Here is a 21,121-nt window from a genome sequence, read left to right on the forward strand (position 1 = left end):
TGCACTTTTCCGCGTTCCTATTGTAACACACCTATGCACAGTGTTGTGATCTTGGTCGTGTCCGGTACACTGACCCCCATGCTGCGCGTCACCGCCATCGGCGCCGGAGCGGTCGAGTACCTGCTCCGCGGGTCGGGGTGCCGCGAGCACGGGCACCGCCACCAGGCCGCGGCTGTGGCCGGTCCGGCGGCCGAGGCGTCGGCCGAGCAGGTCGGGCCGGGGTACTACACCGCGGCTGTGGAGCACGGCGAGGCGCCGGGCCGGTGGGCCGGGTCGGGCATGGAGGCGATGGGGCTTTCGTTCCGGGCCGGGGACGAGGTGGTCCCGGACGATGTGCGGGCGGTGTTCGGGCAGCTTCGCCGCCCGGAGTCGACCGAGGCGGAGCCGGAGTTCCTGGGGCGCCGGCCAGCTCATTTCCGCACCGAGGCGGAGCGGTACAACGCCCTGGCGGCGAAGGAGTCCGGCGAGGTTTCGCCGGAGCGCGAGCGCGAGTTGCGTGCCGAGGCCGCGACCACCGGGCGTAAGCCGGTTGCGTACTACGATTTCACGTTCAGCGCGGTGAAGTCGATTTCTGTTTACGAGGCGGCTTTGCGTGCCGCTGGTCAGACGGAATTGGCTGACCAGGTGTTGGAAGCGCATAACAAGGCAGTCCAGGTCGCGCTTGACTACGCCGAGTCGCGGGTGATTTTCACGCGGACCGGGTCGCACGCGCGGACGGTGACCGGGAATGAGTCCGTCGGCCGTCACGAGGCCGGTACCGGCGCGGTGTGGACGGTGTGGGCTCACTCCACCAGCCGGGAGAACGAGCCGCAGATCCACACGCACGCGGCGTTGCTGAACCGGACGGTGACCGAGGCGGGGAAGATCGGCGCGCTCGACGGCGCGTCGTTCCGCGCCTATAAGGAGGCGATCGCCACCGCCTACGAGCGGGCGGCGGAGCAGTTCGTCACCGAGGCGACCGGCGCGCGGTTCGAGCTGCGACCGGACGGCAAGGCCCGGGAGATCGTCGGCGTCGACCCCGAGGTGATAGAGGAGGCGTCGACGCGGCGCGGTCAGGTGACCGGGCTCGTCGCCGAGCGGGTCGCGCTCTACCGGGACCGGCACGGCAAGGAGCCGGACGCGGCCGCGATGAAGCGGATCACGGACATGGCTGTGTACGAGACGCGGAAGGCGAAGGGCCCGGAGTCCGGCCCGGGGGCGGCCGCCCGGTGGGCCGAGGCCCGGACCGAGCGGCTGACCGCGATGCTGGCCGACGTCGAGGCGGCCGGACAGCAGGCGGCCGCGCCGGTGGCCGGGGGCGGTCACGTGTCCGGCGCGGCGGTGACCGCTGACCGGCTCACCGGTCACGGCGTGACCGGTGGGGCGGACACGGCCGCGGACGTGGCCGCTGCGCAGCGCCGGGATGCGGTGGCCGCCGCCATGGAGGACGTGCAGGCGTCCTACTCGGTGTGGACGCTGGGGAACCTCACGGCCGCGATCGACAAGCGTCTCGGGTCCGCGGCCGACCTGGGCGTGTCCGCTGCGGACCGCCCGGTCGTGTTGGAGGAGATCGCGCGGGATGCGCTGCGGTCGTCGGCCATCGTGAAGGTGTCCACGCCGGACCCGGTCGAGGTGCCGGAGTCGTTCCGCCGCGCGGACGGCGGGTCGATCTACCGGCGCGCGAACGGGGAGCGGTACGCGACGGCCGCGCACCTGGCCGCGGAGCAGCGGGTGTCCGCTCGGATGGCGGCCGCGCTGGACTCGGGTATCGAGCCGGTCGAGGTGGAGGCGCTGCGCGAGCGGCTGGCCGCGTCCGGGTTGTCCGCGGATCAGGTCGACGCGGTCACCGGGATCATCGGGTCCGGCCGTCTCGGGGACTGCCTGGTCGGCCCGGCCGGGACCGGGAAGTCCCGGACGGTCGGCGAGCTGGCGCGGGTGTGGGGTGAGCACGCGGACGGCCGGGTTCTCGGGCTGGCCACGTCGCAGATCGCGACGCAGAATTTGGCCGGCGATGGGCTAGAGGCGCTGAACACCAGCCGGTTCCTGAACAAGTTCACCGCGGACGAGGCCGGGGAGGTCCGCGACCAGCTCCGCGCGAAAGACCTGGTGATCGTCGACGAGGCGGGCATGTCGTCGACGCAGGAGCTTGACCGCATCGTGGAGCTGTGTGCGGCCGCCGGGGCGAAGGTGATCCTGACCGGCGATCACCACCAGCTCGACGCGGTCGGCGCCGGTGGCATGTTCCGGCAGCTGATCGGGGAGCACGGCGCGCACGAGCTGCGCGAGGTGCACCGTTTCCGCTCGGAGTGGGAGCGCGAGGCGAGCTTGAAGCTGCGCGACGGCGACGCGGCCGCGTTCGACGCCTACCACGACCGGGGCCGCGTGCACGCGGGCACGTGGGAGGAGATGCAGGCTCTCGCCGCTGAGCGGTACCTGTCGGACGTCCTGGACGGCAAGAACACGCTGCTCATCACCGGTACCAATGAGGGCGCGGGAGAGCTGTCCGCGTCGATCCGCGAGCGGTTGATCGAGCTAGGCCGGGTTGACGCCGCCCCGGTCGCTTACGTGCGCGGCGCCAAGGGAAAGCAGGAGGTGTCGATCGGGGACCGGGTGCAGGCACGGATGAACGACTACCGCGCCCGGGTGGACCGCGGCGAGGCCGCGACGGGCGAGCCGGACCCGGTCACCAACCGGGCGCTCTACACCGTGGTCGGCAAGCACACGGAGTCCGGTGCGCTACTCGTCCGGGATCAGCACGGCGCGACCGCGCACCTGTTGCCGGAGTACGTGCGTGAGCACGTCACGCTGGCCTACGCGGTCACCGAGCACGCCAGCCAGGGCGTCACGGTGCAGCACGGGCACTACCTGCCCGACCGGGACGCGACCCGGGAAGGGGCGTACCCGGGCCTGACCCGAGGAACCGAGGAGAACCACGTGTATCTCCCCGCGATCCGTGAGCCCGACGAGCACGACCCGGAGCGGATCGAGCAGTCCGCGCGGGAGCTGTTCACCCAGGTCTACACGACCAGTTCGGCGCAGCGGAGCGCGACGGAGACGCTGCGGGAAGGGTTGCGGGACGCGGATTCGTTCGCGATGGCGGCCGCGCCCCTGGACGTCGCGTCCGACGAGCACGCCCGCGGCCGCTACGGCGCGGTGCTGGCCGGGGTGCTCGGTGAGGACCAGGCCGCCGAGGCGGCCGCGGACCGGGCCGCGTACGGCCGGCTGCTGCAGGCCGCGCGAGAGGCCGAGCTTGCCGGGCACGACCCGGCCGCGGTGCTGGCCGAGGCAGTCGGGATGCGCGGCCTCGACACCGCCGCGAGCATCCCGGACGTCGTCCGGTGGCGGGTCCGGAACCTGACCGAGACCCGGACGCCGGAGCGGACCGTGGACCCGGCGGACTGGACGACCCGCGTGCCGGTCCCGGACGGGACCGAGGCCGGGCAGTACATCGCGGACTTGGCCGCGGCGACGACCGACCGGCAGGCCCGGTTGGGCCGCCAGCTCGCCGAGGAGCCGACCGCGTGGGCGCTGAGCCAGCTCGGTGACGTCCCAGACGCCGAGCAGCCCGAGGAGCGGGCCGCGTGGGAACGCCGAGCGGGCGCGGTGGCCGCGTACCGGGAGCTGACGCACGTCCCGGACGCTCAGGAGTCCATCGGGGCTGCGCCGACGCGGGAGATGCCGCTCACGCGGGCGTTGTGGAACGACGCCCGGGAGGCGCTCGGGCCGGTCCCGGCGGACGTCGTCGACCACCGTGCGATGACCGATGGCGAGCTGTACCAGCGCACCGAGCGGTGGGCGCGGGAGCAGGCCGCCGCGCCGGAGTTCGTCGCGGACAAGATGCGGGAGGCGTACCGGGCCGCGCACGAGCAGCGGGTGCGGGTCAGCGCGCGGACCGCCGAGATCGGCGCCGCGGGTGATGGTGACCCCGACCTGCCCCGGAAGATCGAGGAGCGTGCCTCGCTCCGTCGGATGATGCAGTGGCAGCAGCAGCGGGCCGCCGACCTCGAGAACAGCCACCAGCACCGGGGGAAGTGGGCAGCGGCCCACCGCGACGTCGCCGAGGATGCACGGCTAGCGGCCGAGGAACTCGCGCGCCGGAGCCGGGAGGCGGCCCGCGCCGGGGTGGTCACGCCGGACCCGCGCAAGGTCGGACCGGACACCGACCGTGCCATCGTGCCGGAGTCTGCGCCGCGGCCGGCCCAGGCGGAGCAGCGCCCCGACGACGCCCGGCGCGACGTCGAGCAGCGCCAGGAGGCCGGGCAGCGGCCGGACGGTGCGGTGCGCCGTCCGGTGCCGACCGTGGCCGAGGCGATGGAGACGCTGCGGAGCGCCCGGCAGGCGTCCGAGGAGCAGCGCGCCTACCAGCGCGGGACCATCGCGGGCCAGGGCACCGCACGGCAGCGGGACACCGCCGCGGCCGCCGAGACCGAGCGGCAGCAGCGGTCCACCGGCTACGAGCTCACCCAGGAGCGCAAGGCGCCAGCGGTCGAGCACAGCGCCGAGCGGGACGGCCCGACGATGGAGATGTGACCGGCGGCCCGCCCTATCGGGGAGAGTCGGTCGAGGTGGCAGCCCGTCGGGCGATGAGCGCGGCCTCCTGGTCGAGCGCGGCGAGCAGCTCCGGGCTCGGCTGCTCCCAGGTGGTGCGAGGTCCCCACGGGGACCGGCACACCTCGTACTCCTGCCCGATGATCCGCTCGTGCATCGGCGGGTCGAGGATCTCGAAGTCGTACCCGCCCGGGGGTGGACCCCATCGGCACCCGAACAGATCCTCCGTCCGCCCCTGCACCACCTGGTCGTACAGCGGGAGCACGGAGCGGAGACCACGGCGGAGCCGGTGCGCGTCGACGGGGAGGCGGCGGGCGTCCCGCACCGACACGCCGGTCCGGCCGACGTAGAGGTGATGGTGCACCCGCACCCGATCCGGGTCCCCGTTCATGGTGGCCTCACCGTGGGCGGTGAGGTCGAGGCGGGCCGGGACCGGGGCCCCGTGCTCGTCGAGGACGAACCCACAGAGCCGCTGCACCTGCTGCACGGTCCGGGCGATCGCGTCGTCGTAGACCCGCAGGCAGGCCGCTGCGTCGATGCCGCGGCCGGTGCGGAACAGGTCGTCGACGAACGCGGAGAACGACAGCGGGGCGCGGAACTGCACATCGAGCGCGTCCGCGGGTGGCGCGTCGGCGGGGTCGTCCGGGTCGAACAGCCGGGCGGGTTCCACCCAGGTCTCCCCGATTCGTCCGAGGTCAGCCATGTCGTCCGCCTCCTACCAAGGGGTCGCGTGGCGCAGGGTAGAGGACCCCACCGACAACTCACCCCCGTCTCGGACAACGTGGAGCGCGGCGCTACATGCGGTAACGGTCCGAGAGGCTCGGGCCCGGCGGTATCCAACTCGCATCCACGACAGGGTCGATCCCGAGGTGACGGGCATGTTCCTGCACCGGCGCCGGGTCCGGGATCCAGTCCGCCTCGATCGTGTCGACACACAGCGGGCAGACCGGAGCGCAGGCGACTCCGTACCGGGTGTCGATCGCGTACCGGGCCATTTCTGGGTCCTGCTCCGCGCATCCGGCGCACTTCACGTACCGAGGCAGCGGAGGGCATCCGCTGGTGTCATACGGCGTCTTGTCCATCGTCTTAACCTCCCCGCGCGGCGCGTGCCGCGCTCCGGCCCCATATGCAGTAGTGCAGTGTTGCCGTAACTGCGTCTTGCAGTAATGCAGTAACACCGTAGTTACTGTCTGCCGTAGCCGGTGGGATCCTCGGCGATCCGGTCCCGGACAGCGTCGGCGAGCCCTGGGTTTGCGTCCAGCTCGGCGAGCAGGGCCCGGACCACGACCGCGCCAGGCAGGTCCGCGGCCATGCCCAGGGCCTCCCGGAGAGCGTTTCGCCGGGCCCGGAGCCGCTCGTGAGCCAGTGGGGACAGATCCACCGTCATCCGTACCGGCTTCGTCCGCGGCGCGATGCTGGCAGGGCGCCCCGGGCGAGCTGCCGCCCGGGGCGGCGGAGCCTGATCGTGGGGCGGGGAGAGCGGTCCCGGGTCTGGCTGGACCTCGCCCGGGTCGGCGGCCGGTGTGCGGTTCGCCGCGCGGGCTGCACGTGCCCGCAGGTCGTCGCGTCGGGTCACCAGCCACCCCGCCCGGCGATCTCGGCGGCGGCGTCCACCACGGCGGTGTCCTCGGCCCGCAGCGTCACCGGCCCGCCGATGGCCTGGGCGTAGCGCTCGGCCATCGGGATTACCGCGCGGCAGGAGTAGCGTCGCGACTCGTCCAGCATCTCCCGGTAGACCGCCGCGCTGGTGGTGCCCGTCCGAACTCGGTTCCACAGCACGGACACCACCGCCGGGCGGGCGCGCAGCGGCTCCACCTCGTCCAGCGCGTCCCACACCGCCGGCAGGACGTCCCACTCCGACGAGGTGGGGGCGAGGGTCACCACCACGTCGGTCGCTGCGCGCATCGCCGAGTAGACGATGCCGCGCTGAAGCTCCAGCGGTGGGGTGTCCACGACGGCGACGTCGTAGCGGTCCGGCGACACGATCCCGGGCAGGTCAGCGTGCAGCTTGTTGGTGGCCAGCCCGACCACGGGGATGGACCATTCTGCGTCCTGCGCCCAGCGGGTCAGCGTGCCTTGCGGGTCGGCATCCACCGCGATCACGCGGCGGCCGGCCCCGGCCCATGCGTGCGCGAGAAGGCCGGTGCTCGTGGACTTCCCGCTACCGCCTTTGAGATTCGTGACGGTGACCACGCGCAGCCCGGGCCCGGGAGAAGGGGGTGAAGGAGTCATGCGACGAGCGTACGTACTGCGGTAAGGCGTGCAGTACTGCCGTAGCTACTGCGGGGAAGCGACACACCCGCGCCCCTGCCGGGGCGTGCCTCCGGCGGCCCCTCCGGGGAGGGCCTCAGCTCCAGGATGAGGGGGAAGGGCGTGGGTCATCCCGTCACGACGGCGCCCCAAGGGGCAACCAGGTCAGGGGTTCCACGTCAACCGGAAAGGCGTGGTTGACGTGGAACCCCTGACCTGGTCGGGCAGAGCCCGCCGACGTGACGGGATGACCCACAGACACCCGAGCGGGGGCGGGCGCCCCCAACCGCAGACCGATCAGCCGGCCTCACGCGCCCGGCGCTCCGCAACGTCCTGGTCGACAGCCCGTCGCCAGAACGGAGCCCAGTGGTCCGGGTGGATCGGATCCCACACCACCTGGATAGTGTCCGATCCGTGCCGGTCCTTGCCCGGCGCTTTCCGGGTGACCTTCCCGGTCAGGGGCCGCCCATCGTCGGTAACCAAGGGGCGGCCGGCGGCGTCCGCACCGTCATGCCGTCCCGGTTCACAGTTCCACTCAAGCCCCGATCGTTCGTTCAGCTGTCGCCGCGAGCCGGCGAGTGGCTCCTCCCCGAGGATCAGTCCTTGGGTGTGCGGCAGCCACCGGTCATGCCAGTCCGCGGAAGCCGCCGCTGACGCGGCCTGGCCGGTGTGCGCGGCCAGGTAGGCGGTGTGCAGAGCGGAGAGTCGACGGACCACGGGCCGGTGCAGCGCCCAGCAGTCGGGCAGGTGACCCCGCCGCCAGTCGTACCAGGGGCCGAGGACGTCGGCGACCCACGCGGCAAGCCGGGTCCACTCCGCCACCGCCTGGTCGGCGGTCAGGGTCTCCCACACGACCCCTCGGACCGGTCCGTCATCGCTGCCGCTCGTGGTGCCGCCCGCACCTGCGGTGTGTCCGCGCAGCTCGGCGACCTGCTCGGCGAGCGTGTCCAGCCGCGGCAGCGTCTGCGCGAGCAGGTCCGTGGACTCGGTCACCGTCTCCCCCAGCCGGTCGAGGGCGTCGCCCTGGGCCGTGGCCCGACGGTCCACGTCGGCGAGGAGGTCGGCGAGAACCTCGTACCGGGTGTTATCAGCTGCGGTCACGGGTGTCGGCCTCCGATCCGAATCGCGTGTCGAGGATGCCGTACGACGCGGCCAGGAACCGGGACGCCGGCCCGACCCGGAACGACAGCGCGGCCGGGCCGTCCTCGCCCATCAAGCGCAGCACCCGGGCGGGCGGGTCATCGGCCACCGGGTCGAGCCGGGCCACGATCAGACGACCGGCACCGTCGGTCCCGGCGCCCCCGGCCCGTCGGGCGAGACCGGCCGCGAACAGCTCCCGCGGCAGCACCCACACTGCGCCGTCGACGGCGAGCCGTACCCGGTCCGGGGTGCGGGCAGACCAGCGCAGCAGCAGCAGCGACGACGCCCACGGCCCCCGGCGCCGGTACCGGTGCCCGAGCCGCGCAGAGAGCGTCTCCTGGATCGTCGCGACCGTCGGGCAGCCGGTACCGGGGTCGGTCCTGTACCGGAGCCTCACGCCGTCGTGTCCCGGTCGAGGCCGAGCGCGATCCGGCGAGTTCGGACCAGCTCGTACCCGGGGGTGTACCGGACCACCGCCGGGCGTGGCGCGAGCCCGAGCACGTAGGCGTGGTGGCGCGGCATCCGAGAGATCACGTCACCCTCCACCAGCAGCTCCCGGGGTCGCGTCACCGACACCGACCGGGACCGGCGGCCCCCCTCCCCCTCGGAGGCGCCCTCCGTGTCGAGCCGCACCCGCCGTTTCCCGCCCAGGTGCGCGAGGTCGTCCAGATCGTCGGTGCCGGACACTCCGGGCAGGATCACTTTCACCGGAAGGTTCTGCCAGATCACGTCTCCGGCGTCGCGACCCCACCGGGTCGAGAGCTGCGCGAGCGACTGGAAGATCGCGACGACGGTGATGCCCCAGCCGCGCGAGTCCGCCGCCCACCGGTCCAGCGGCACCGGGGTCAAGTTCGCGACCTCATCGAGCAGGAACGCGCACGTCGTCGGCAGCATCCCGCCTGCCTCGGCGGCCGCGCGCTGCGCCTCGGCGAAGACCGCTTCGACCAGGGCGGTGAACAGCGGTGCTACCCGGTTGTCGTTCGCACCGCCGACCAGGTACAGCGTCCCGTGCTCGGCGAGGAACTCCCCCAGGTCGAGGGTATCGCCATCAGTGGCGGTGCACGCGGCCGCGATCGTCGGGGACTGCATGAACGCGAGCGCCGCGTGCACGTTGGTCATCACCGTGGCCGCAGTCTTCGGGTTCTGAGTGAGGGCGGTGCGCAGCATGTCGGGCAGCGTCGCGTCCACCAACGTCGAGCCGCGCTTGACCGCGTCGGAGAGGATCTCGACCGGGACGGGGTCGTGCCCGGCGGGGTCGTACCGAGAGTTGACCCAGCTCACGACGGCATCCAACCGGCGGCCGTCGATCGCGGCCGCCATCAGGCAGCCCCGCAAGACGAGTTCGGCCTGCCCCGACCAGTACGAGGCATCCTCCACACCGGCGGTGCCGCCCGAGCCTCGCACCAGGGCGGCGGCCCGGGCCGCCGCCACCGCACCATCCTGGCATCCGGCCACCGGGTCCCACCGGAACGTCGATGCCAGGTCGCCGAGTCGCTCCGGGTTGAACACCGCCACCGGCCCGCGGGTCGCCCGTCGGATCGCCATCGTTGCCCGCGCCAGCTCCGGTTTCGTGGAGGTCACCACCGCGGCGCCGGGCGCGTCGAGGACCAACCCGGTGAGGTACTGGGACTTGCCGGAGCCCTGTGGGCCGAGGATGCCGACCCCGCGGGTCCACGGCGCGTACACCGGCTTCCGCCGCAGGTGGACCGGTCCGGACACGAGCCGACCGGCCTCCCACCCGGACAGGTGTAGCGGCGCCGCGAATGCGTCTCGATCCCGGAAGATCCCGGACGCGATCAGCCGGACGCCCCGCGCACCCGCTGCGTCCCGGAAGTCGCGGCCGGACAGCCACCCGTCCTGACCGCCCAGCTCGCGCCGGAACGCCCGCCCGGGGTGGAAGTGCCACCGGTGGTGCACCAGGGCGGCGGCGGCCGCGAGGGAGCCACCAGCGCCGCCGACGAGCGCGGCTCCGTCGGCGAACGCGGCCAGCGAGTCCCACACCTGCGCCGTCGACAGCGCGGCGGACCCGGCGGCGACGGCGAGGCCGCCACCGCCGATCAGCCGGTGCCGGGACCGGATCTCTGCATCAGTCAGCATCAAGGCCACCTCTAGTGCCAGCGGGTCGAGTGCATCGTCAGGAGCGGGCTGCCGGGCCGGGTCAGCGCGCGGGGCCGAAGCAGCCGGGCCAGCGCCAGGCGCGGCGACAGCCACGGGCCCGCCGCTCGCGCGGCCCGCAGTACGTGCCCGCGGAGCGCGGGCATGTGCGGTCGCAGCAGTCCGGCCGCTGGTGCGAGCAGCACGGCGCCGATCACCGCCCAGGAGGCGACAAGCGCGAGCACCAGGACATCGGCTACTGCCGGGACGTACGCGGTCACCAGCGCGGCCGCCACGAACGCCGCAGCCGCGGCCTTGATCTTCGCCAGTGTGGAACGCATCAGGAATCCCCTCCCGCGCTCACCAGCGCGAGCGTCGGCCCCTGCTCGGTGGCCTGTCGGATGAGCCGGCGGCCGGTGCGCGCCGACACGGCGTAGCGCTGGCCGACCTCAGCGCCGGTCAACGCCTCGCCCGCGGCCAGGCGCCGGGCGAGGTCCCGGACGCGCGGGTCCGCACCCTCGTCGTCGGTCCCGTCGTCGGCCTGGTCGTGCTCGACCGCCACCGGCTCCGGGGCCGGTTCGTGCCGGGCCTCGACGACCGGGGCGTCCTGCCACCAGTCCCGAGGGGCGTCCTCCCCATCGACCACGGTCACGGTGCGGTCGAGGTCGTCCACCAGTGCCGGGTACGGGTCAGCGTCCCGCCGTGACCGGTAGGCGATGAGCGCCACCAGTTCCAAGGTCACCGCCAGCGCCAGGGGCGGAAACAGGGCGACCGCGAACGCGACCGGGGAGGGCTGCACCACGGCCGCGAGGTTCGCCAGGACCGTGACGACCATGCCGAAGCCGAACGCAAGCCACGGGAACGCCCCGGCCGGGTCGCCCCGGTGACGGCGTACCCAGATCACCACCAGCGCGGCGACGAGCATTCCGTCAACGCTCAGCGGTAGCCAGGGCGCCATCACGGGGTCACCGTGGGCGGCGATGACGTCGCGGGCGTGCCGGTAGGACGCCACCGCGGCCGGGACCCCGACCGCGCCGACGGTGCCGACCGCAAGCAGCGCGGGCCAGGTGCGGCCCCACGCGCCGCGGATGCTGTGCTCAGGCTGCATCGCTCATCCCCTCCGGGAACTCGCACTCCGCGCACTGGCCGAACGAGGTCGGGATGCAGTAGCCGACGTCCCGAGAGCAGGACGGGCACCACCGGCGGGCTGCCATCGCCTTGCCGAGCGCGACGAGCTGCGCCGGGGACGCGGTCCGCTTGGGCACCAGCCCCGAGCGGTCCCACAGCTGTCCCCGGACCTCGTGACGGCGGTGCCGCCACACGACCTGTGCGACCGGGGCGGTGCCGCCCGGTGCGAGCCCGAGCGCCCGCATCTGCCGCCGGGTGACCAGGCCCGCCGGGGCGTGGCCGTACCGCCAGGTGGGCAAACCGTTCTGCTCCCAGGCGAGGGGCTGCCAGCCCCATCGGTCGGTCATCAGCCCGTACCGGCGCCGGACCCCGCTCACGACGCCACCGCCGTGACGCCCCGGTGCTGCTCCACCGCGCGGACAGCGCGCCGGTCGGCTGCGGTCATCCCGCCCGCGACGCCGTAGGGCATCTCCATACCCCGCACGACGCGGCTGCACGCCGCCAGCACCGGGCACGCCGCGCACACCGCAAGGGCGCGCTGCTCACCCGCAGTCCGCAGGCCGGGCCGCTGAGACTCCGCGACCGGGAACATCCGCTCCGGGTCGCGCTCACATGGGACTGTCATGATTGCCATCGGGTCGACTCCCTCGCAGTGATCGAGCACGGCCCGCGGTCTCGGCAGGGGCGCAATCCCTGCCGAGACCACCCGGGGAGCGGGTCGCGGGCCACAAACTCTTGCAACTCTTGCATTTCTGACTCTACGGGACCGCCGAGAGTCTTGCAATACTTGCGTTACTGGCTTTTCTTGCTGATCTTGTGGGATTCTGACGCTGTGGCGGTGGAAGGAAAACGACGACTGGTAGGCACCGGCGCCGCAGCGGCGGCGGTCGGCGTCGACCCCGCCACGCTGTGGCGATGGGAACGGGCCGGACGAGTGAGGGCCGAGCTGCGCACGGCGGGCGGGCAACTCCGGTGGGACATCGACCGGCTGCGTGCTCAACTCCCGGTCGACGGCGGCGATGGCGACGTAGGACCGGAGGAGCAGTAGCGGTGCGGGCCGGGTGGGTGTCCTCACACCGCCAGGAGACCCCGATCACGGGGGGGCAGTTGGAGGGCATACCGGCACCAGGACAGGGCACCGACAGGGCAAACGGCGCCAGAGGGATGCGAGGTGGGGAGATGATCGGCAATGCCGGTGACCCGCCCTCATGGGGGTCACGTCTCCGCTCGTGGCGAGAGGGGCAGAGATGGAGTCAGCCCGACTTGCTGCAACACATCGAGGCCGCGGGACACAAGCTGAACGAGCCGCGAGGGCAGAGGCTTGACCTACGAAATCTGGGCAGGTGGGAACGGGGCGAGACGCGCCGACCCCACCCGGACTACTTGCGACTTCTCGCCTACCTGGGGGCACCTCTTCCCGATGACCCGGACGCTCCCGCAGCCGCCCCGGAAACGGGGCCCCCGTTGCTCTGGGTCCCCGAGGTTGACACCGGCGCCGTTGCTGCCGAGTTCACACGTCAGGACCTCTCCATGAAGCGTCGCGACCTCCACAAACTTGTTGCCACCGTCGTCGTCGGCGGCCCCCTGCTCGATCACTTGGAGAGATGGCTCGCGACCACCCCCGGCGGCGCTCACGCGCCCGGCGGGATCTCGATCGGAATGCAAGAGATCGAGGAGTTGGAAACCACCGCGCGGGTGTTCCGAGACTGGGACGACCGGCACGGCGGCGGATTGAAGCGAAAAGCAGTAATCGGCCAGCTCAACGAGCTTTCGGAAACAGTCACGGAGCTTTCGGGCGGGCCGATCAAACAGCGCGCGTTCCGCATCATGGCGCAGCTCTCCGAAACCGCCGCCATGATGTCGTGGGATTCGGGACTGCAAGAGTCCGCACAGCGGTACTTCATGCTCTCGATCCGCACCGCGCACGAGGGCGGAGACCCGGCGTTCGCGGCCAACGCAATGGCCGCAATGGCGCGCCAACTCCTCTACCTGGGCCACGCGAGCGACGCCTTGGAAGTGGTCCGGCTGGCGCAGTCCACCGCGGGGGCGGCGGCCACCCCGCGACTGACCTCCATGCTCGCCCTGCGCGAAGCCTGGGCATTCGCGCACCTGGGCAGGCACGCCGCGTTCGAGCGCACGGTCGGAGTCGCCGAGGAGGCGCTGACCCGCGTTGGCCGGCCAGAGCCGGAGCCGTACTGGCTGGACTACTACGACGCCGCGGAACTACACGGCACGATCGGCGGGCGGCTGTTGGAGCTGTCGCAGGCCGAGCGGGGCACGCCGGACCACGCGCGTGCCGCGACCACCCGGATCACGCAGGCACTCGACACACGTCCTGACGGACGTCGCCGAGCCTCCGCGCTCGACCTCATCGGACTTGCACAGGCGCACATGCTCAGCGGAGAGCTGGACGAGGGCGCCCACATCGGACACACGGCGATCGAGGCGGCGCAGGCCACCTCATCGGACCGAGTGCGGGTCATGCTCCGCAACTTCCACACCGACACCGAACCGCACGCCCGGTCGGTCGCTATCCGCGCGCTGCGCGACCATGCTGCCGAGGCGCTGCGCACGACCGAGGAAGGACGCGCATGACGCGGATCGCCGTCACCGGGCACATGGACCTCACCGCCGAGAGCACACCGCTGATCCGAGACCAGATCAGTGCAGTCCTGCTGTCCCAGGAAGGCCCGATCGTTGGGGTGAGCTGCATCGCCAGAGGTGCCGACTCCCTGTTCGCAGAGACGGTGCTCGCGCACGGTGGGACGTTGGAGGTTGTGCTCCCATCGGCCGACTACCGGGCCACGAAGGTAACCGAATCCCACGCCGCTCTGTTCGACGAGCTGATGGCCGCCGCCACGAGCGTGCACGTGATGCCGTCGCAGACGGCCGACCGCGCCGCGTACGAGGCCGCGAACCGCGCGCTCTTGGACGGCGCGGACCTGCTCGCCGCCGTGTGGGACGGGGACGCCTCCCGCCGTGGCGGGACCGGCACCGTCGTCGACGAGGCGCGCACCGCCGGTATCCCGGTGACCGTCATCTGGCCCGACGGTGCACGGCGCCAGCCGAAAGCCAGCTAGCCGTTGGATTTCAATTTTGAATCGGCGTGTCGCGCACGCGCTCCGGGTCGAGTCCGGTAAGAAGATCACATGGAGGAGACCCGACCGCGGAAGAAGCCGGGGCCGAAGCCGAAGGGGCCGCGTACCGCGACCCCGGTCTACCTGCCGAATGATCTACGGGCTGAGGCGCAGGAGATCGCGAGGCGCGATGGCCTGCCGCTGACGTCCGTCATCACGCGGATGGTCGCCGAGGCTCTCGAGCGGCCGGTGCCGTCGTACTGCTACCCGCGCCAGCAGATCGAGGCGCAGGAGGAGCTACCGCTGACCAAAGCCTCATAGACACAGGAACGGGGTGGCCCTTGCCGGGGCCACCCCGTGATTCCTGCGCGTCACACAGCCTGCCAGCCGATGTGACGCCGTAGCCCCGGCGAGCCGGGGCGGTTCCCTACCTCACTCCAAGAGAAGGGGCGCTTTCGCGTGCCCGAGTCTACCTCGTCTAATTCTACTACGCACGTACCGGCGGGCCGGGCGTATCGCGTGGCGGCCGCCGCCCACCGTCGGGCCGAGTACGGCCGGCGTCGTGCTGCTCACCGTGTCGACGGCGGCCAGTTCGCGGTGCACCCGGGTTGGCGGGGCCGGATCCCGCAAGGCCTAGTGGTGGTCACCGACCAGCCCGCCGCTCGCGAGCTCATCGACCGGGCCGCGGACGCCGAGGGATGGCGTGCGGACCGGCGCCACATCGCTTTGACCGTCCTGCAGACCCTCGCCGACGCAATGGACTGGCGTACTGGTCTGGTCACCGGGGCGACCCGGGAGAAGGCCGCTCAGCGGGCCGGAGCCAGCCCCCGCACGGTGAGCCGGGTCATCGCCTGGGCGAGCCGTGTCGGACTCCTCGTGTGCGTCGAGAAGGGCGCCACGGCCGCGTTCCTCGGGACCCGGTCCAACCGGGCTCCCGCCTACGTGTTCGTGAGCCCGTCCGGGATGCCGATCCCGCGGCCCCGCCGGGTCGCAGATGACCAGGGTGTGGACGAAATTGGCAACCCCCCCGCATCTTGCGTAAGCACTCAAACCCTTGTGCGCGAGGGCGCGAAGCGCACTTCACAGAAGCGACGAGCCTGGCCGAGCCGGGACCGGGCACGGGACGCCCGAGAACGCTCTGCGGCGACACGGACGCTCCTAGAGCGGGCCGGGGTGCGTCGGGTCCCGGCGTGGAAGGCCTCAGCGATGCTGGCCCGCTGGTGGCGGGCCGGGTGGTCGGTAGCCGGGGTGCTGTACGCGATCGACCACCACCCGGACCGGCCCGGGGAACCCCGAGGGGATGCCATCAGGGGAGCCCGTGACCCCCTGGCAGTCATCGGGCACCGGCTCGCCGCATGGGCCGGCCGGGAGGGCGAGCTACCGACCGCCGTCCAGGCTGTCGACCCTGACGAGCGCCGTCAGCGGGCGGCGCGCCTGGCCGAGCAGCTCGACGAGCCCGGCCAGGAGTCCCGCGGCAGGATCGCCAGCGCCGCCGGGCGTCAGCAGGCCCGAGAGCTGTTCGCCATGACTCGGCGGGCACGTAGGGCGGCCGCATGATCCCCGCCGCCGTCGTGCGGTCGTGCGGTTGTGCGTGTGCGCTCAGGGCCGCGCGGGCCCAGGGAAACCCCTCGGTGGACCCGCCTGCGGCGGGGCGGTTGTTCGGCCCTGAGCTAAGCACGGCCGCACTCCCGATCAAGGGCGCTGCGCTGGCGCTCCGCGTCGCCTTCGGCGACCGGCCTACGGCCGGCCCTTGACCGCGAGCCTCCGCGGCCGCGCCCGGCGCTCGTGCGGTGGCGGGGCGAAGCGCCCGCCACCCACGGGACGGGCCGAACAACCACCACCACCCGATCCCGCGGCCGGTTCGAGCAACGGCGAGGAGGTGAGCGCCCGTGTGCACCGATGGCTGCTACAAGATGAAGAAGGACAACCGGTGGGTGTGCGGTTCGGAGGCCGGGTCTGCCCGAGGAACGGCCGGGTCCGGCCTCCGATCAGGTCAAACGGTCGTAGATCTCCCGGCGGTGCCCGAGGGTGAGGACCAGGACGACGAGCTGGTCGTCCTGCGGTTCGTAGACCACGCGCCAGTCACCGACCTTGAGACGCCAGGATCCGGGCTCACCCTTGAGGGGCTTACCGGTCGGTGGCGCCGGTCGTGGCTCGTCGGCGAGCGTGCTCACCGCGGCCAGGATGCGGCGGGCCACCTGCGGGTCGAGCTTGCGCAGCGCCTTGCTCGCCGGGGCCGTCCAGGTGATGTGCCAGTGGGGAGCGTCGGGCACGTGTCAGCGCTGGTCGAACTCGGCGAGCAGGGCAGCGTGATCGACGGGCTCGCCGGCCTCGGCCTTCGCCTCACGGGCCATACGGGACAGACCCCGGTCTTCCAGCTCGTCGAGCAGGTCGAGGACCTCGGCTGGGACGACCGCGGCGACACGCTTGCCGTGGCTGGTGATCGCGGTCGTGACACCGCCATGCTGGGCGCGGCCCACAACATCAGCGAAGTGGTTCCGCGCATCGGTCGAGGACATCTCCGCGGTACTCATGTTCAAAATGTACAACGTGTACGTACTCTTGTCGAGGCGCACCGAGTGGATGATCATCCGCGAGCGGGCGGATAAACGGACATTTCGGGTGCTTGCTGGCCTGATAATCCGTACGGGTCGTGTTTCCCCAGTTCAGCCGCGCCGATATTCAGTATTATGTTCGATCGAGGCAAGCAAGGCGCTTGCTAGCGCTAGCAAAAACTAGCGTCAGGATACCCTGACGAAGAGCCCCGTCAGGGTATCCTGACAGTATGGGATGGACCTGGGACACCGGCTACGGACCGGCCTACGAGCACGAGGGCTACGCCGCCGCGGTCCTCGATGACGACACGGTCACCGGGACCCACGACGATCTGACCAACAGTCGGTTCGTGGGCTGGCGCGCCGCGTGCGTCTGCGGCTGGCGCGGCGAACGGTTCTGGTCCCGCGCTGAGGTGGTGGCCACAGACTCCCTCTACACCGAGCAGGTCGCGCTCTATCCCAATTCAGCCAGTGTCGCCCCAGAGTCGGTGGAGGGGCCCGAGGAGGGAGAGGGTGTGCAGGGACAGTGGCGTACACACTTAGCCCAGGCGCTGCCGGGGCTGGCAGTGCACGACGCCGCGGTTCGGCTGGCCGAGATCCGCGAGGAGCTGGACACCGCGGTCGGCCTGGCCCGGGCTGCCGGGGCGTCCTGGACAGTGATCGGTAACGCGGCCGGCCTGACCCGCCAGTCCGCCCACGAACGCTGGGGCGCGGCCTTCCCGACGCCCCCGCCCCGCTCGACGGATGTCACGACGAGGAGCACGCGATGAGCACCTGCACCCACCCGGGCGCGCACGTCCACGGCCTGATCGGCTCCGGACCGGTCGCCGTGTCGCCCGAGAAGACCCAGCTCGCCCTGGCACCGGCCGAGTGGGGCCACCTGTCTGGGCCGTTGCGGCCCGGGGAGCGCATGTCGGCCGCGATCGGGGCGTGCAGTAGCTGCGGGGCGCTGGTGGTGTCCGTGGGAACCTGGCATCCCACCGACGGCTGCGGAGAGCACGCGGTGGAGTACCGGACCCCCTGGACCGCGATGTACGGCCCGAACCCGGCTGAGGCCGTACCGGCCGATCCTGCGGCGCGGCCGCCGCTTCGCGCGACGCTGGTAGGGCTCGGCAGTCAGGATCTGACCCCTCGTGGTTGATGCTGGGCTAGTGTAAACGGCTGCGCGTTGCCGCCGCATTGGCAGCCAATCCTCGGTCGCTGCCCACGTGTCCAGGATGCGGGAGCGAAGTGCTTCATGGGCACAGAACCCTGCTCCAGGTGCGAACCGTGACAGACACCGGGCCGGTGGTTGACGGCTGGATTCTCAGCGGCGGGCGAGGCGGCGGAAGACGGCGTCGAGCTCGCGGACCTTCAGGACCCGCATCGCGACGACGGCTAGCGGCAGCGCCACCAGCGTCCCGACGAGCAGCAGGGTCCAGGCCCGGGCGACGTCCGGCCAGTCCAGGAGCGCGGGCTCCAGGAGCACTGTGAGCCCCCACGCGATCGCGGCCGCGGCCGCCGACGCGACGGTCGTCTTCCCCAGGCAGGTGAGGACCTCTCCGGTCCGGATCCGGCCGAGGCGGCGGCGCAGCAGCCACTGGCCCAGCAGCGCACCGCCGACGAACGACAGCGAGTTGGCCGCGGCGAGCCCCAGCACGACCTGCTCGGGCGGGAGCAGCAGCGGGCACGCGAGCAGCAGCGGGATCTTCACCCCGACCATCCCGACCTGGATCAGCGTCGGGGTCCGCGAGTCGGTCATCGCGTAGAAGACCCGCATCTGCAGCATCGTGACCGCGTAGGGCAGCAGCCCGAACGCCGACCACGCGACGGTCGCGCCTAGGCGCGCCGCGCCCTCCCCGCTGCCCGCGCCGACCGAGAACAGCGCCGTGCCCAGGGCCCCGCCGAACGCCGTCATGACGGCGGCGATCGGGATCAGCCCGACCGTCGACAGCCGGGCGCCGAGCGAGAGGTCGGTGACGACCTGGTCGACGTCGCCCTTCGCCGCGGCCCGGCTCATCCGCGGCATCAGCGCGGTCAGCAGCGACACCCCGAGCACCCCGTACGGGACCTGGAGCAGCAGCCACGCGTTGAAGTAGGTCGCCACGGAGCCGTCCGAGGCGGCGGTCGCGACCCGGGTGGTGACGATGTAGCCGGCCTGCCCGACGAGCACGTAGGCCACGATCCACAGCGCCATCCCGCCGGCCAGCGACAGCCGCGGGTCCCAGCCCCACACCGGGCGGTAGCGGAACCCGATGCTGCGCATGAACGGGATCAGCACCAGTGCCTGGACGACGATGCCGAGCGTCGTCCCGACCCCCAGCACCAGCAGCTTCGGGTCGCCCATCCGGACCGGGTCGACCGAGATCTCCCCCGGCACGAGCACGTACACGACGAGCACACCCAGCAGGACGACGTTGTTGAGCACGGGCGCCCACGCGAACGGCCCGAACACCTGCTTGGAGTTCAGGATCGCGCCGAGCAGCGCACCGATCCCGTAGAAGAAGATCTGCGGCAGCAGCAGCCATGCGAACGCCGTGGCCAGCGCCGGGTCGGCGCGGGAAGAATCGATATAGAGCGCTGTGAGCAGTGGCGCGGCGGCCATCGCGATCAGGGTCGCGACCAGCAACGCGGCCCCGACGACGGTCAGCAACCGCCGGGTGAAGCGTTCGCCGCCGTCGGCGTCCTCGGCCTGGGCGCGGACCAGCACCGGGATCATCACGCTGGTCAGGACACCGCCGAGCAGCAGCTCGTAGACGATGTTCGGCAGCGTGTTGGAGACGGTGTAGGAGTCGTTGACGACCGCGAAGCCCAGCACCGCGACCAGCGCGAGGTTCCGGACGAAGCCGGTGAGCCTGCTGACCAGGCTGGCGATCGCGATCATGCCGGAGGAGCGCACGAGCGAGCCGGTGTTCTCGGCCCGGCCCTGCGGCGCGGACCCCGCACCGTCGCCCGGCGGGGCCTCCCACGGCGGGACCGGCTCCGAGCTGGCGGCCGGCCCGGAGGACAAGCCGAGTGGCTGAGTCAACGCTTCGGAAGGTCTCGGATCCGAGGTCTGGTGAAGCGGCAGTGTCACCTCCTCGGGTCTGGTGCCAAGGGAGGGACTGGGTACACCGAGGCGCCTGGTCCGGACCGGCTTCCTTGGTTGGTCATCGCGCATCACCGCTCATGATGCATCGCCGACCTCGCACCAATCTCTTGCCTCTCCTTCCGCAGGACACAGATCAGATGCGCTATGGGCCTGCGCCTGTTGTGTGGGCCACTGGGGATCGCTGCAGCGCGGCGGTCCCGGGGTTCGATGATGCAGGTGCTCACTCCCGCAGTCTTGTCCATCCGGGCACCTGTTGTCTTAGCCTTCGTGCTCTCCGAGCCGAGGGAGGACGATCCGCGGCCCCTGACAGGCTCCGCATCGCAACGCGCTGGGCCGCAGATCGGTCCCTACGTGTGCATCGCTAGCAAGTGCCGATGATGCTGGCTCCGCGGATTGCGCCCGGGCCAACTGGGAGGTTCCCCGCTCCCAATCTCCTGTCCGAGTTGGCAGGGACGCAGGTAGTGAAATCGGGGTAGAATGCGCGGTCCACGTTCAAGCGTGTGCCGACATTCGAGCAGTTCCTCCACCACGCACTGTTGGCGCCGGGTCCATTGTTCACGTAGCGGAACCCGCATCGAGCTTGCGCTGCGATCAAATTCTGACTCGCGCTAGCTGCATGCGCATCGCTCGCGGCAGGCTGCGAGGCTGACGCAGCCCCAGGTAGAACGGCAAGGAGGCTCGCCAGCACGACTGCTGAGGTCAGTCCCAAACGACGGAGTGTTACCACCTAATAGCTCCTTCTGTCCCACGGTCATCGCAACGACAGGCTCTGACTGTAGGGTGGTCTTGATGCTATTTCCATAGCTTGACTCCGCAGGGATCCTGGGGTAAGAAGTTAAGGAAGCTAAGGCTTGACTAACTATTGTTTGCTGAGACTCGCTGGCTCGATGGACCTGAATGGGAACTGCGTGTTCTTGGCGTTTTCTCCGTCTGGTCCGGGCCCGGCGGGGCTCCGTTTGCGGATGACGGCGACGTTCGAGTCCTTCGCGTCCAGGAAGGCGTGGTTCATCACAGCAGAGCTGCTACAGACGTGATCGAAGAACGCTTATCGGCACCGCGGCCGACCTCGCCCCGTACTGAAGTCGCCCACTTCACGATCCTGCGCTACACAGCCGAGACGTTCGCGGCGATGTTCACCGGCGCCACCCGCCCCCGCCCGACCACTTGATCCACACGCGTGCCATCTACCGTCGTCCACTTCCGCGACGCTCCACTGCCCCCTAGGCGTACACCGTCACCATCACCCGACCCGCCCAGTGAGCCCACTGAGGTGTTCTCAG

General features: G+C 71.6%; 20 protein-coding genes. 7 read left to right on the forward strand and 13 right to left on the reverse strand.

The features are described 5' to 3' along the window. The first annotated feature begins 78 nt into the window (after positions 1–78). Positions 79–4,509, forward strand: a complete 4,431-nt coding sequence (mobF, locus tag Ae505Ps2_RS29560) for a MobF family relaxase (protein ID WP_075554411.1) — start codon at positions 79–81, stop codon at positions 4,507–4,509. Between the two features lie 13 nt (positions 4,510–4,522). On the opposite strand, the gene Ae505Ps2_RS29565 is transcribed toward mobF, so the two are convergent. The 10 genes from Ae505Ps2_RS29565 to Ae505Ps2_RS29615 all read right to left on the reverse strand — a co-directional run bounded on the left by Ae505Ps2_RS29565 (position 4,523) and on the right by Ae505Ps2_RS29615 (position 11,764). Continuing rightward, on the reverse strand, positions 4,523–5,230 hold the full coding sequence (locus Ae505Ps2_RS29565; protein WP_075550257.1) for a hypothetical protein: 708 nt from the start codon (positions 5,228–5,230) through the stop codon (positions 4,523–4,525). A 480-nt stretch (positions 5,231–5,710) separates the two neighbouring features. Then, on the reverse strand, positions 5,711–5,839 hold the full coding sequence (locus Ae505Ps2_RS34130) for a hypothetical protein (protein ID WP_256371363.1): 129 nt from the start codon (positions 5,837–5,839) through the stop codon (positions 5,711–5,713). A 260-nt stretch (positions 5,840–6,099) separates the two neighbouring features. Further along, the gene (locus Ae505Ps2_RS29580) at positions 6,100–6,759 is read right to left on the reverse strand and encodes a ParA family protein (RefSeq protein WP_075329891.1); all 660 of its coding nucleotides are present in this window, start codon (positions 6,757–6,759) and stop codon (positions 6,100–6,102) included. Positions 6,760–7,074: 315 nt separating this feature from the next. Beyond that, entirely contained in the window at positions 7,075–7,770 is a 696-nt protein-coding gene (locus Ae505Ps2_RS29585) for a hypothetical protein (RefSeq protein ID WP_139319275.1), read from the reverse strand. A 94-nt stretch (positions 7,771–7,864) separates the two neighbouring features. Continuing rightward, positions 7,865–8,314 carry a hypothetical protein gene (locus tag Ae505Ps2_RS29590; RefSeq protein ID WP_075329893.1) on the reverse strand — a complete coding sequence of 150 codons (450 nt, stop codon included), beginning with the start codon at positions 8,312–8,314 and terminating at the stop codon, positions 7,865–7,867. Then, complete coding sequence (locus Ae505Ps2_RS29595; protein ID WP_139319276.1) at positions 8,311–10,014, reverse strand: type IV secretory system conjugative DNA transfer family protein; 1,704 nt, start codon at positions 10,012–10,014, stop codon at positions 8,311–8,313. The genes Ae505Ps2_RS29590 and Ae505Ps2_RS29595 overlap by 4 nt, the downstream gene beginning before the upstream one ends. 11 nt (positions 10,015–10,025) lie before the next feature. Then, entirely contained in the window at positions 10,026–10,352 is a 327-nt protein-coding gene (locus Ae505Ps2_RS29600) for a hypothetical protein (RefSeq protein ID WP_075329895.1), read from the reverse strand. Then, positions 10,352–11,119, reverse strand: a complete 768-nt coding sequence (locus Ae505Ps2_RS29605; RefSeq protein WP_075329896.1) for a DUF2637 domain-containing protein — start codon at positions 11,117–11,119, stop codon at positions 10,352–10,354. The genes Ae505Ps2_RS29600 and Ae505Ps2_RS29605 overlap by 1 nt, the downstream gene beginning before the upstream one ends. Beyond that, a complete protein-coding gene (locus Ae505Ps2_RS29610; protein WP_212567742.1) occupies positions 11,109–11,516 on the reverse strand; it encodes an RRQRL motif-containing zinc-binding protein in 408 nt (135 codons plus the stop codon). The genes Ae505Ps2_RS29605 and Ae505Ps2_RS29610 overlap by 11 nt, the downstream gene beginning before the upstream one ends. After that, positions 11,513–11,764, reverse strand: coding sequence for a WhiB family transcriptional regulator (locus Ae505Ps2_RS29615; RefSeq protein WP_170917179.1), 252 nt, complete (start codon positions 11,762–11,764; stop codon positions 11,513–11,515). Before Ae505Ps2_RS29615 ends, Ae505Ps2_RS29610 begins: the two co-directional genes overlap by 4 nt. A gap of 905 nt (positions 11,765–12,669) precedes the next feature. Here Ae505Ps2_RS29615 and Ae505Ps2_RS29625 point away from each other — a divergent pair. The 4 genes from Ae505Ps2_RS29625 (at position 12,670) to Ae505Ps2_RS31645 (ending at position 15,773) form a co-directional block, all read left to right on the forward strand. After that, a complete protein-coding gene (locus tag Ae505Ps2_RS29625) occupies positions 12,670–13,734 on the forward strand; it encodes a hypothetical protein (protein WP_139319277.1) in 1,065 nt (354 codons plus the stop codon). Continuing rightward, the gene (locus Ae505Ps2_RS29630; RefSeq protein WP_075329898.1) at positions 13,731–14,219 is read left to right on the forward strand and encodes a hypothetical protein; all 489 of its coding nucleotides are present in this window, start codon (positions 13,731–13,733) and stop codon (positions 14,217–14,219) included. Before Ae505Ps2_RS29625 ends, Ae505Ps2_RS29630 begins: the two co-directional genes overlap by 4 nt. A 69-nt stretch (positions 14,220–14,288) precedes the next feature. After that, positions 14,289–14,537 (forward strand): hypothetical protein, encoded by a 249-nt coding sequence (locus Ae505Ps2_RS29635; protein WP_075329899.1) that lies wholly within the window; start codon positions 14,289–14,291, stop codon positions 14,535–14,537. Between the two features lie 885 nt (positions 14,538–15,422). Continuing rightward, positions 15,423–15,773: a hypothetical protein gene (locus tag Ae505Ps2_RS31645; RefSeq protein ID WP_139319362.1), complete on the forward strand. Its 351-nt coding sequence runs from the start codon at positions 15,423–15,425 to the stop codon at positions 15,771–15,773. A 431-nt stretch (positions 15,774–16,204) separates the two neighbouring features. Here the strand turns inward: Ae505Ps2_RS31645 and Ae505Ps2_RS29645 are convergent, their stop codons facing one another. Beyond that, complete coding sequence (locus Ae505Ps2_RS29645; protein ID WP_075329901.1) at positions 16,205–16,489, reverse strand: type II toxin-antitoxin system RelE/ParE family toxin; 285 nt, start codon at positions 16,487–16,489, stop codon at positions 16,205–16,207. A gap of 3 nt (positions 16,490–16,492) precedes the next feature. Continuing rightward, positions 16,493–16,750 (reverse strand): type II toxin-antitoxin system Phd/YefM family antitoxin, encoded by a 258-nt coding sequence (locus Ae505Ps2_RS29650; RefSeq protein ID WP_083696443.1) that lies wholly within the window; start codon positions 16,748–16,750, stop codon positions 16,493–16,495. A gap of 251 nt (positions 16,751–17,001) precedes the next feature. Here Ae505Ps2_RS29650 and Ae505Ps2_RS29655 point away from each other — a divergent pair, with 251 nt between their 5' ends. Continuing rightward, complete coding sequence (locus Ae505Ps2_RS29655; RefSeq protein WP_075329902.1) at positions 17,002–17,541, forward strand: hypothetical protein; 540 nt, start codon at positions 17,002–17,004, stop codon at positions 17,539–17,541. Then, positions 17,538–17,912: a hypothetical protein gene (locus Ae505Ps2_RS29660; protein WP_075554412.1), complete on the forward strand. Its 375-nt coding sequence runs from the start codon at positions 17,538–17,540 to the stop codon at positions 17,910–17,912. The genes Ae505Ps2_RS29655 and Ae505Ps2_RS29660 overlap by 4 nt, the downstream gene beginning before the upstream one ends. 165 nt (positions 17,913–18,077) lie before the next feature. Here the strand turns inward: Ae505Ps2_RS29660 and murJ are convergent, their stop codons facing one another. Next, a complete protein-coding gene (gene murJ / locus Ae505Ps2_RS29665) occupies positions 18,078–19,778 on the reverse strand; it encodes a murein biosynthesis integral membrane protein MurJ (RefSeq protein WP_249265427.1) in 1,701 nt (566 codons plus the stop codon). Positions 19,779–21,121 lie beyond the last annotated feature (1,343 nt).

This window comes from Pseudonocardia sp. Ae505_Ps2 (assembly GCF_001932425.1).
Classification (GTDB): domain Bacteria; phylum Actinomycetota; class Actinomycetes; order Mycobacteriales; family Pseudonocardiaceae; genus Pseudonocardia.

Excerpts from the sequence above, each read along its gene's own strand:
- Ae505Ps2_RS29655 (WP_075329902.1), top strand. The coding sequence starts at position 17,002 with ATGGGATGGACCTGGGACACCGGCTACGGACCGGCCTACGAGCACGAG.
- Ae505Ps2_RS29580 (WP_075329891.1), bottom strand. The coding sequence starts at position 6,759 with ATGACTCCTTCACCCCCTTCTCCCGGGCCCGGGCTGCGCGTGGTCACC.
- Ae505Ps2_RS29605 (WP_075329896.1), bottom strand. The coding sequence starts at position 11,119 with ATGCAGCCTGAGCACAGCATCCGCGGCGCGTGGGGCCGCACCTGGCCC.
- Ae505Ps2_RS29635 (WP_075329899.1), top strand. The coding sequence starts at position 14,289 with ATGGAGGAGACCCGACCGCGGAAGAAGCCGGGGCCGAAGCCGAAGGGG.
- Ae505Ps2_RS29625 (WP_139319277.1), top strand. The coding sequence starts at position 12,670 with ATGAAGCGTCGCGACCTCCACAAACTTGTTGCCACCGTCGTCGTCGGC.
- Ae505Ps2_RS29650 (WP_083696443.1), bottom strand. The coding sequence starts at position 16,750 with ATGAGTACCGCGGAGATGTCCTCGACCGATGCGCGGAACCACTTCGCT.
- Ae505Ps2_RS29660 (WP_075554412.1), top strand. The coding sequence starts at position 17,538 with ATGAGCACCTGCACCCACCCGGGCGCGCACGTCCACGGCCTGATCGGC.
- Ae505Ps2_RS29565 (WP_075550257.1), bottom strand. The coding sequence starts at position 5,230 with ATGGCTGACCTCGGACGAATCGGGGAGACCTGGGTGGAACCCGCCCGG.
- Ae505Ps2_RS31645 (WP_139319362.1), top strand. The coding sequence starts at position 15,423 with ATGCTGGCCCGCTGGTGGCGGGCCGGGTGGTCGGTAGCCGGGGTGCTG.
- Ae505Ps2_RS29630 (WP_075329898.1), top strand. The coding sequence starts at position 13,731 with ATGACGCGGATCGCCGTCACCGGGCACATGGACCTCACCGCCGAGAGC.
- mobF (WP_075554411.1), top strand. The coding sequence starts at position 79 with ATGCTGCGCGTCACCGCCATCGGCGCCGGAGCGGTCGAGTACCTGCTC.
- Ae505Ps2_RS29600 (WP_075329895.1), bottom strand. The coding sequence starts at position 10,352 with ATGCGTTCCACACTGGCGAAGATCAAGGCCGCGGCTGCGGCGTTCGTG.
- Ae505Ps2_RS34130 (WP_256371363.1), bottom strand. The coding sequence starts at position 5,839 with ATGGCCGCGGACCTGCCTGGCGCGGTCGTGGTCCGGGCCCTGCTCGCC.
- Ae505Ps2_RS29595 (WP_139319276.1), bottom strand. The coding sequence starts at position 10,014 with ATGCTGACTGATGCAGAGATCCGGTCCCGGCACCGGCTGATCGGCGGT.
- Ae505Ps2_RS29615 (WP_170917179.1), bottom strand. The coding sequence starts at position 11,764 with ATGACAGTCCCATGTGAGCGCGACCCGGAGCGGATGTTCCCGGTCGCG.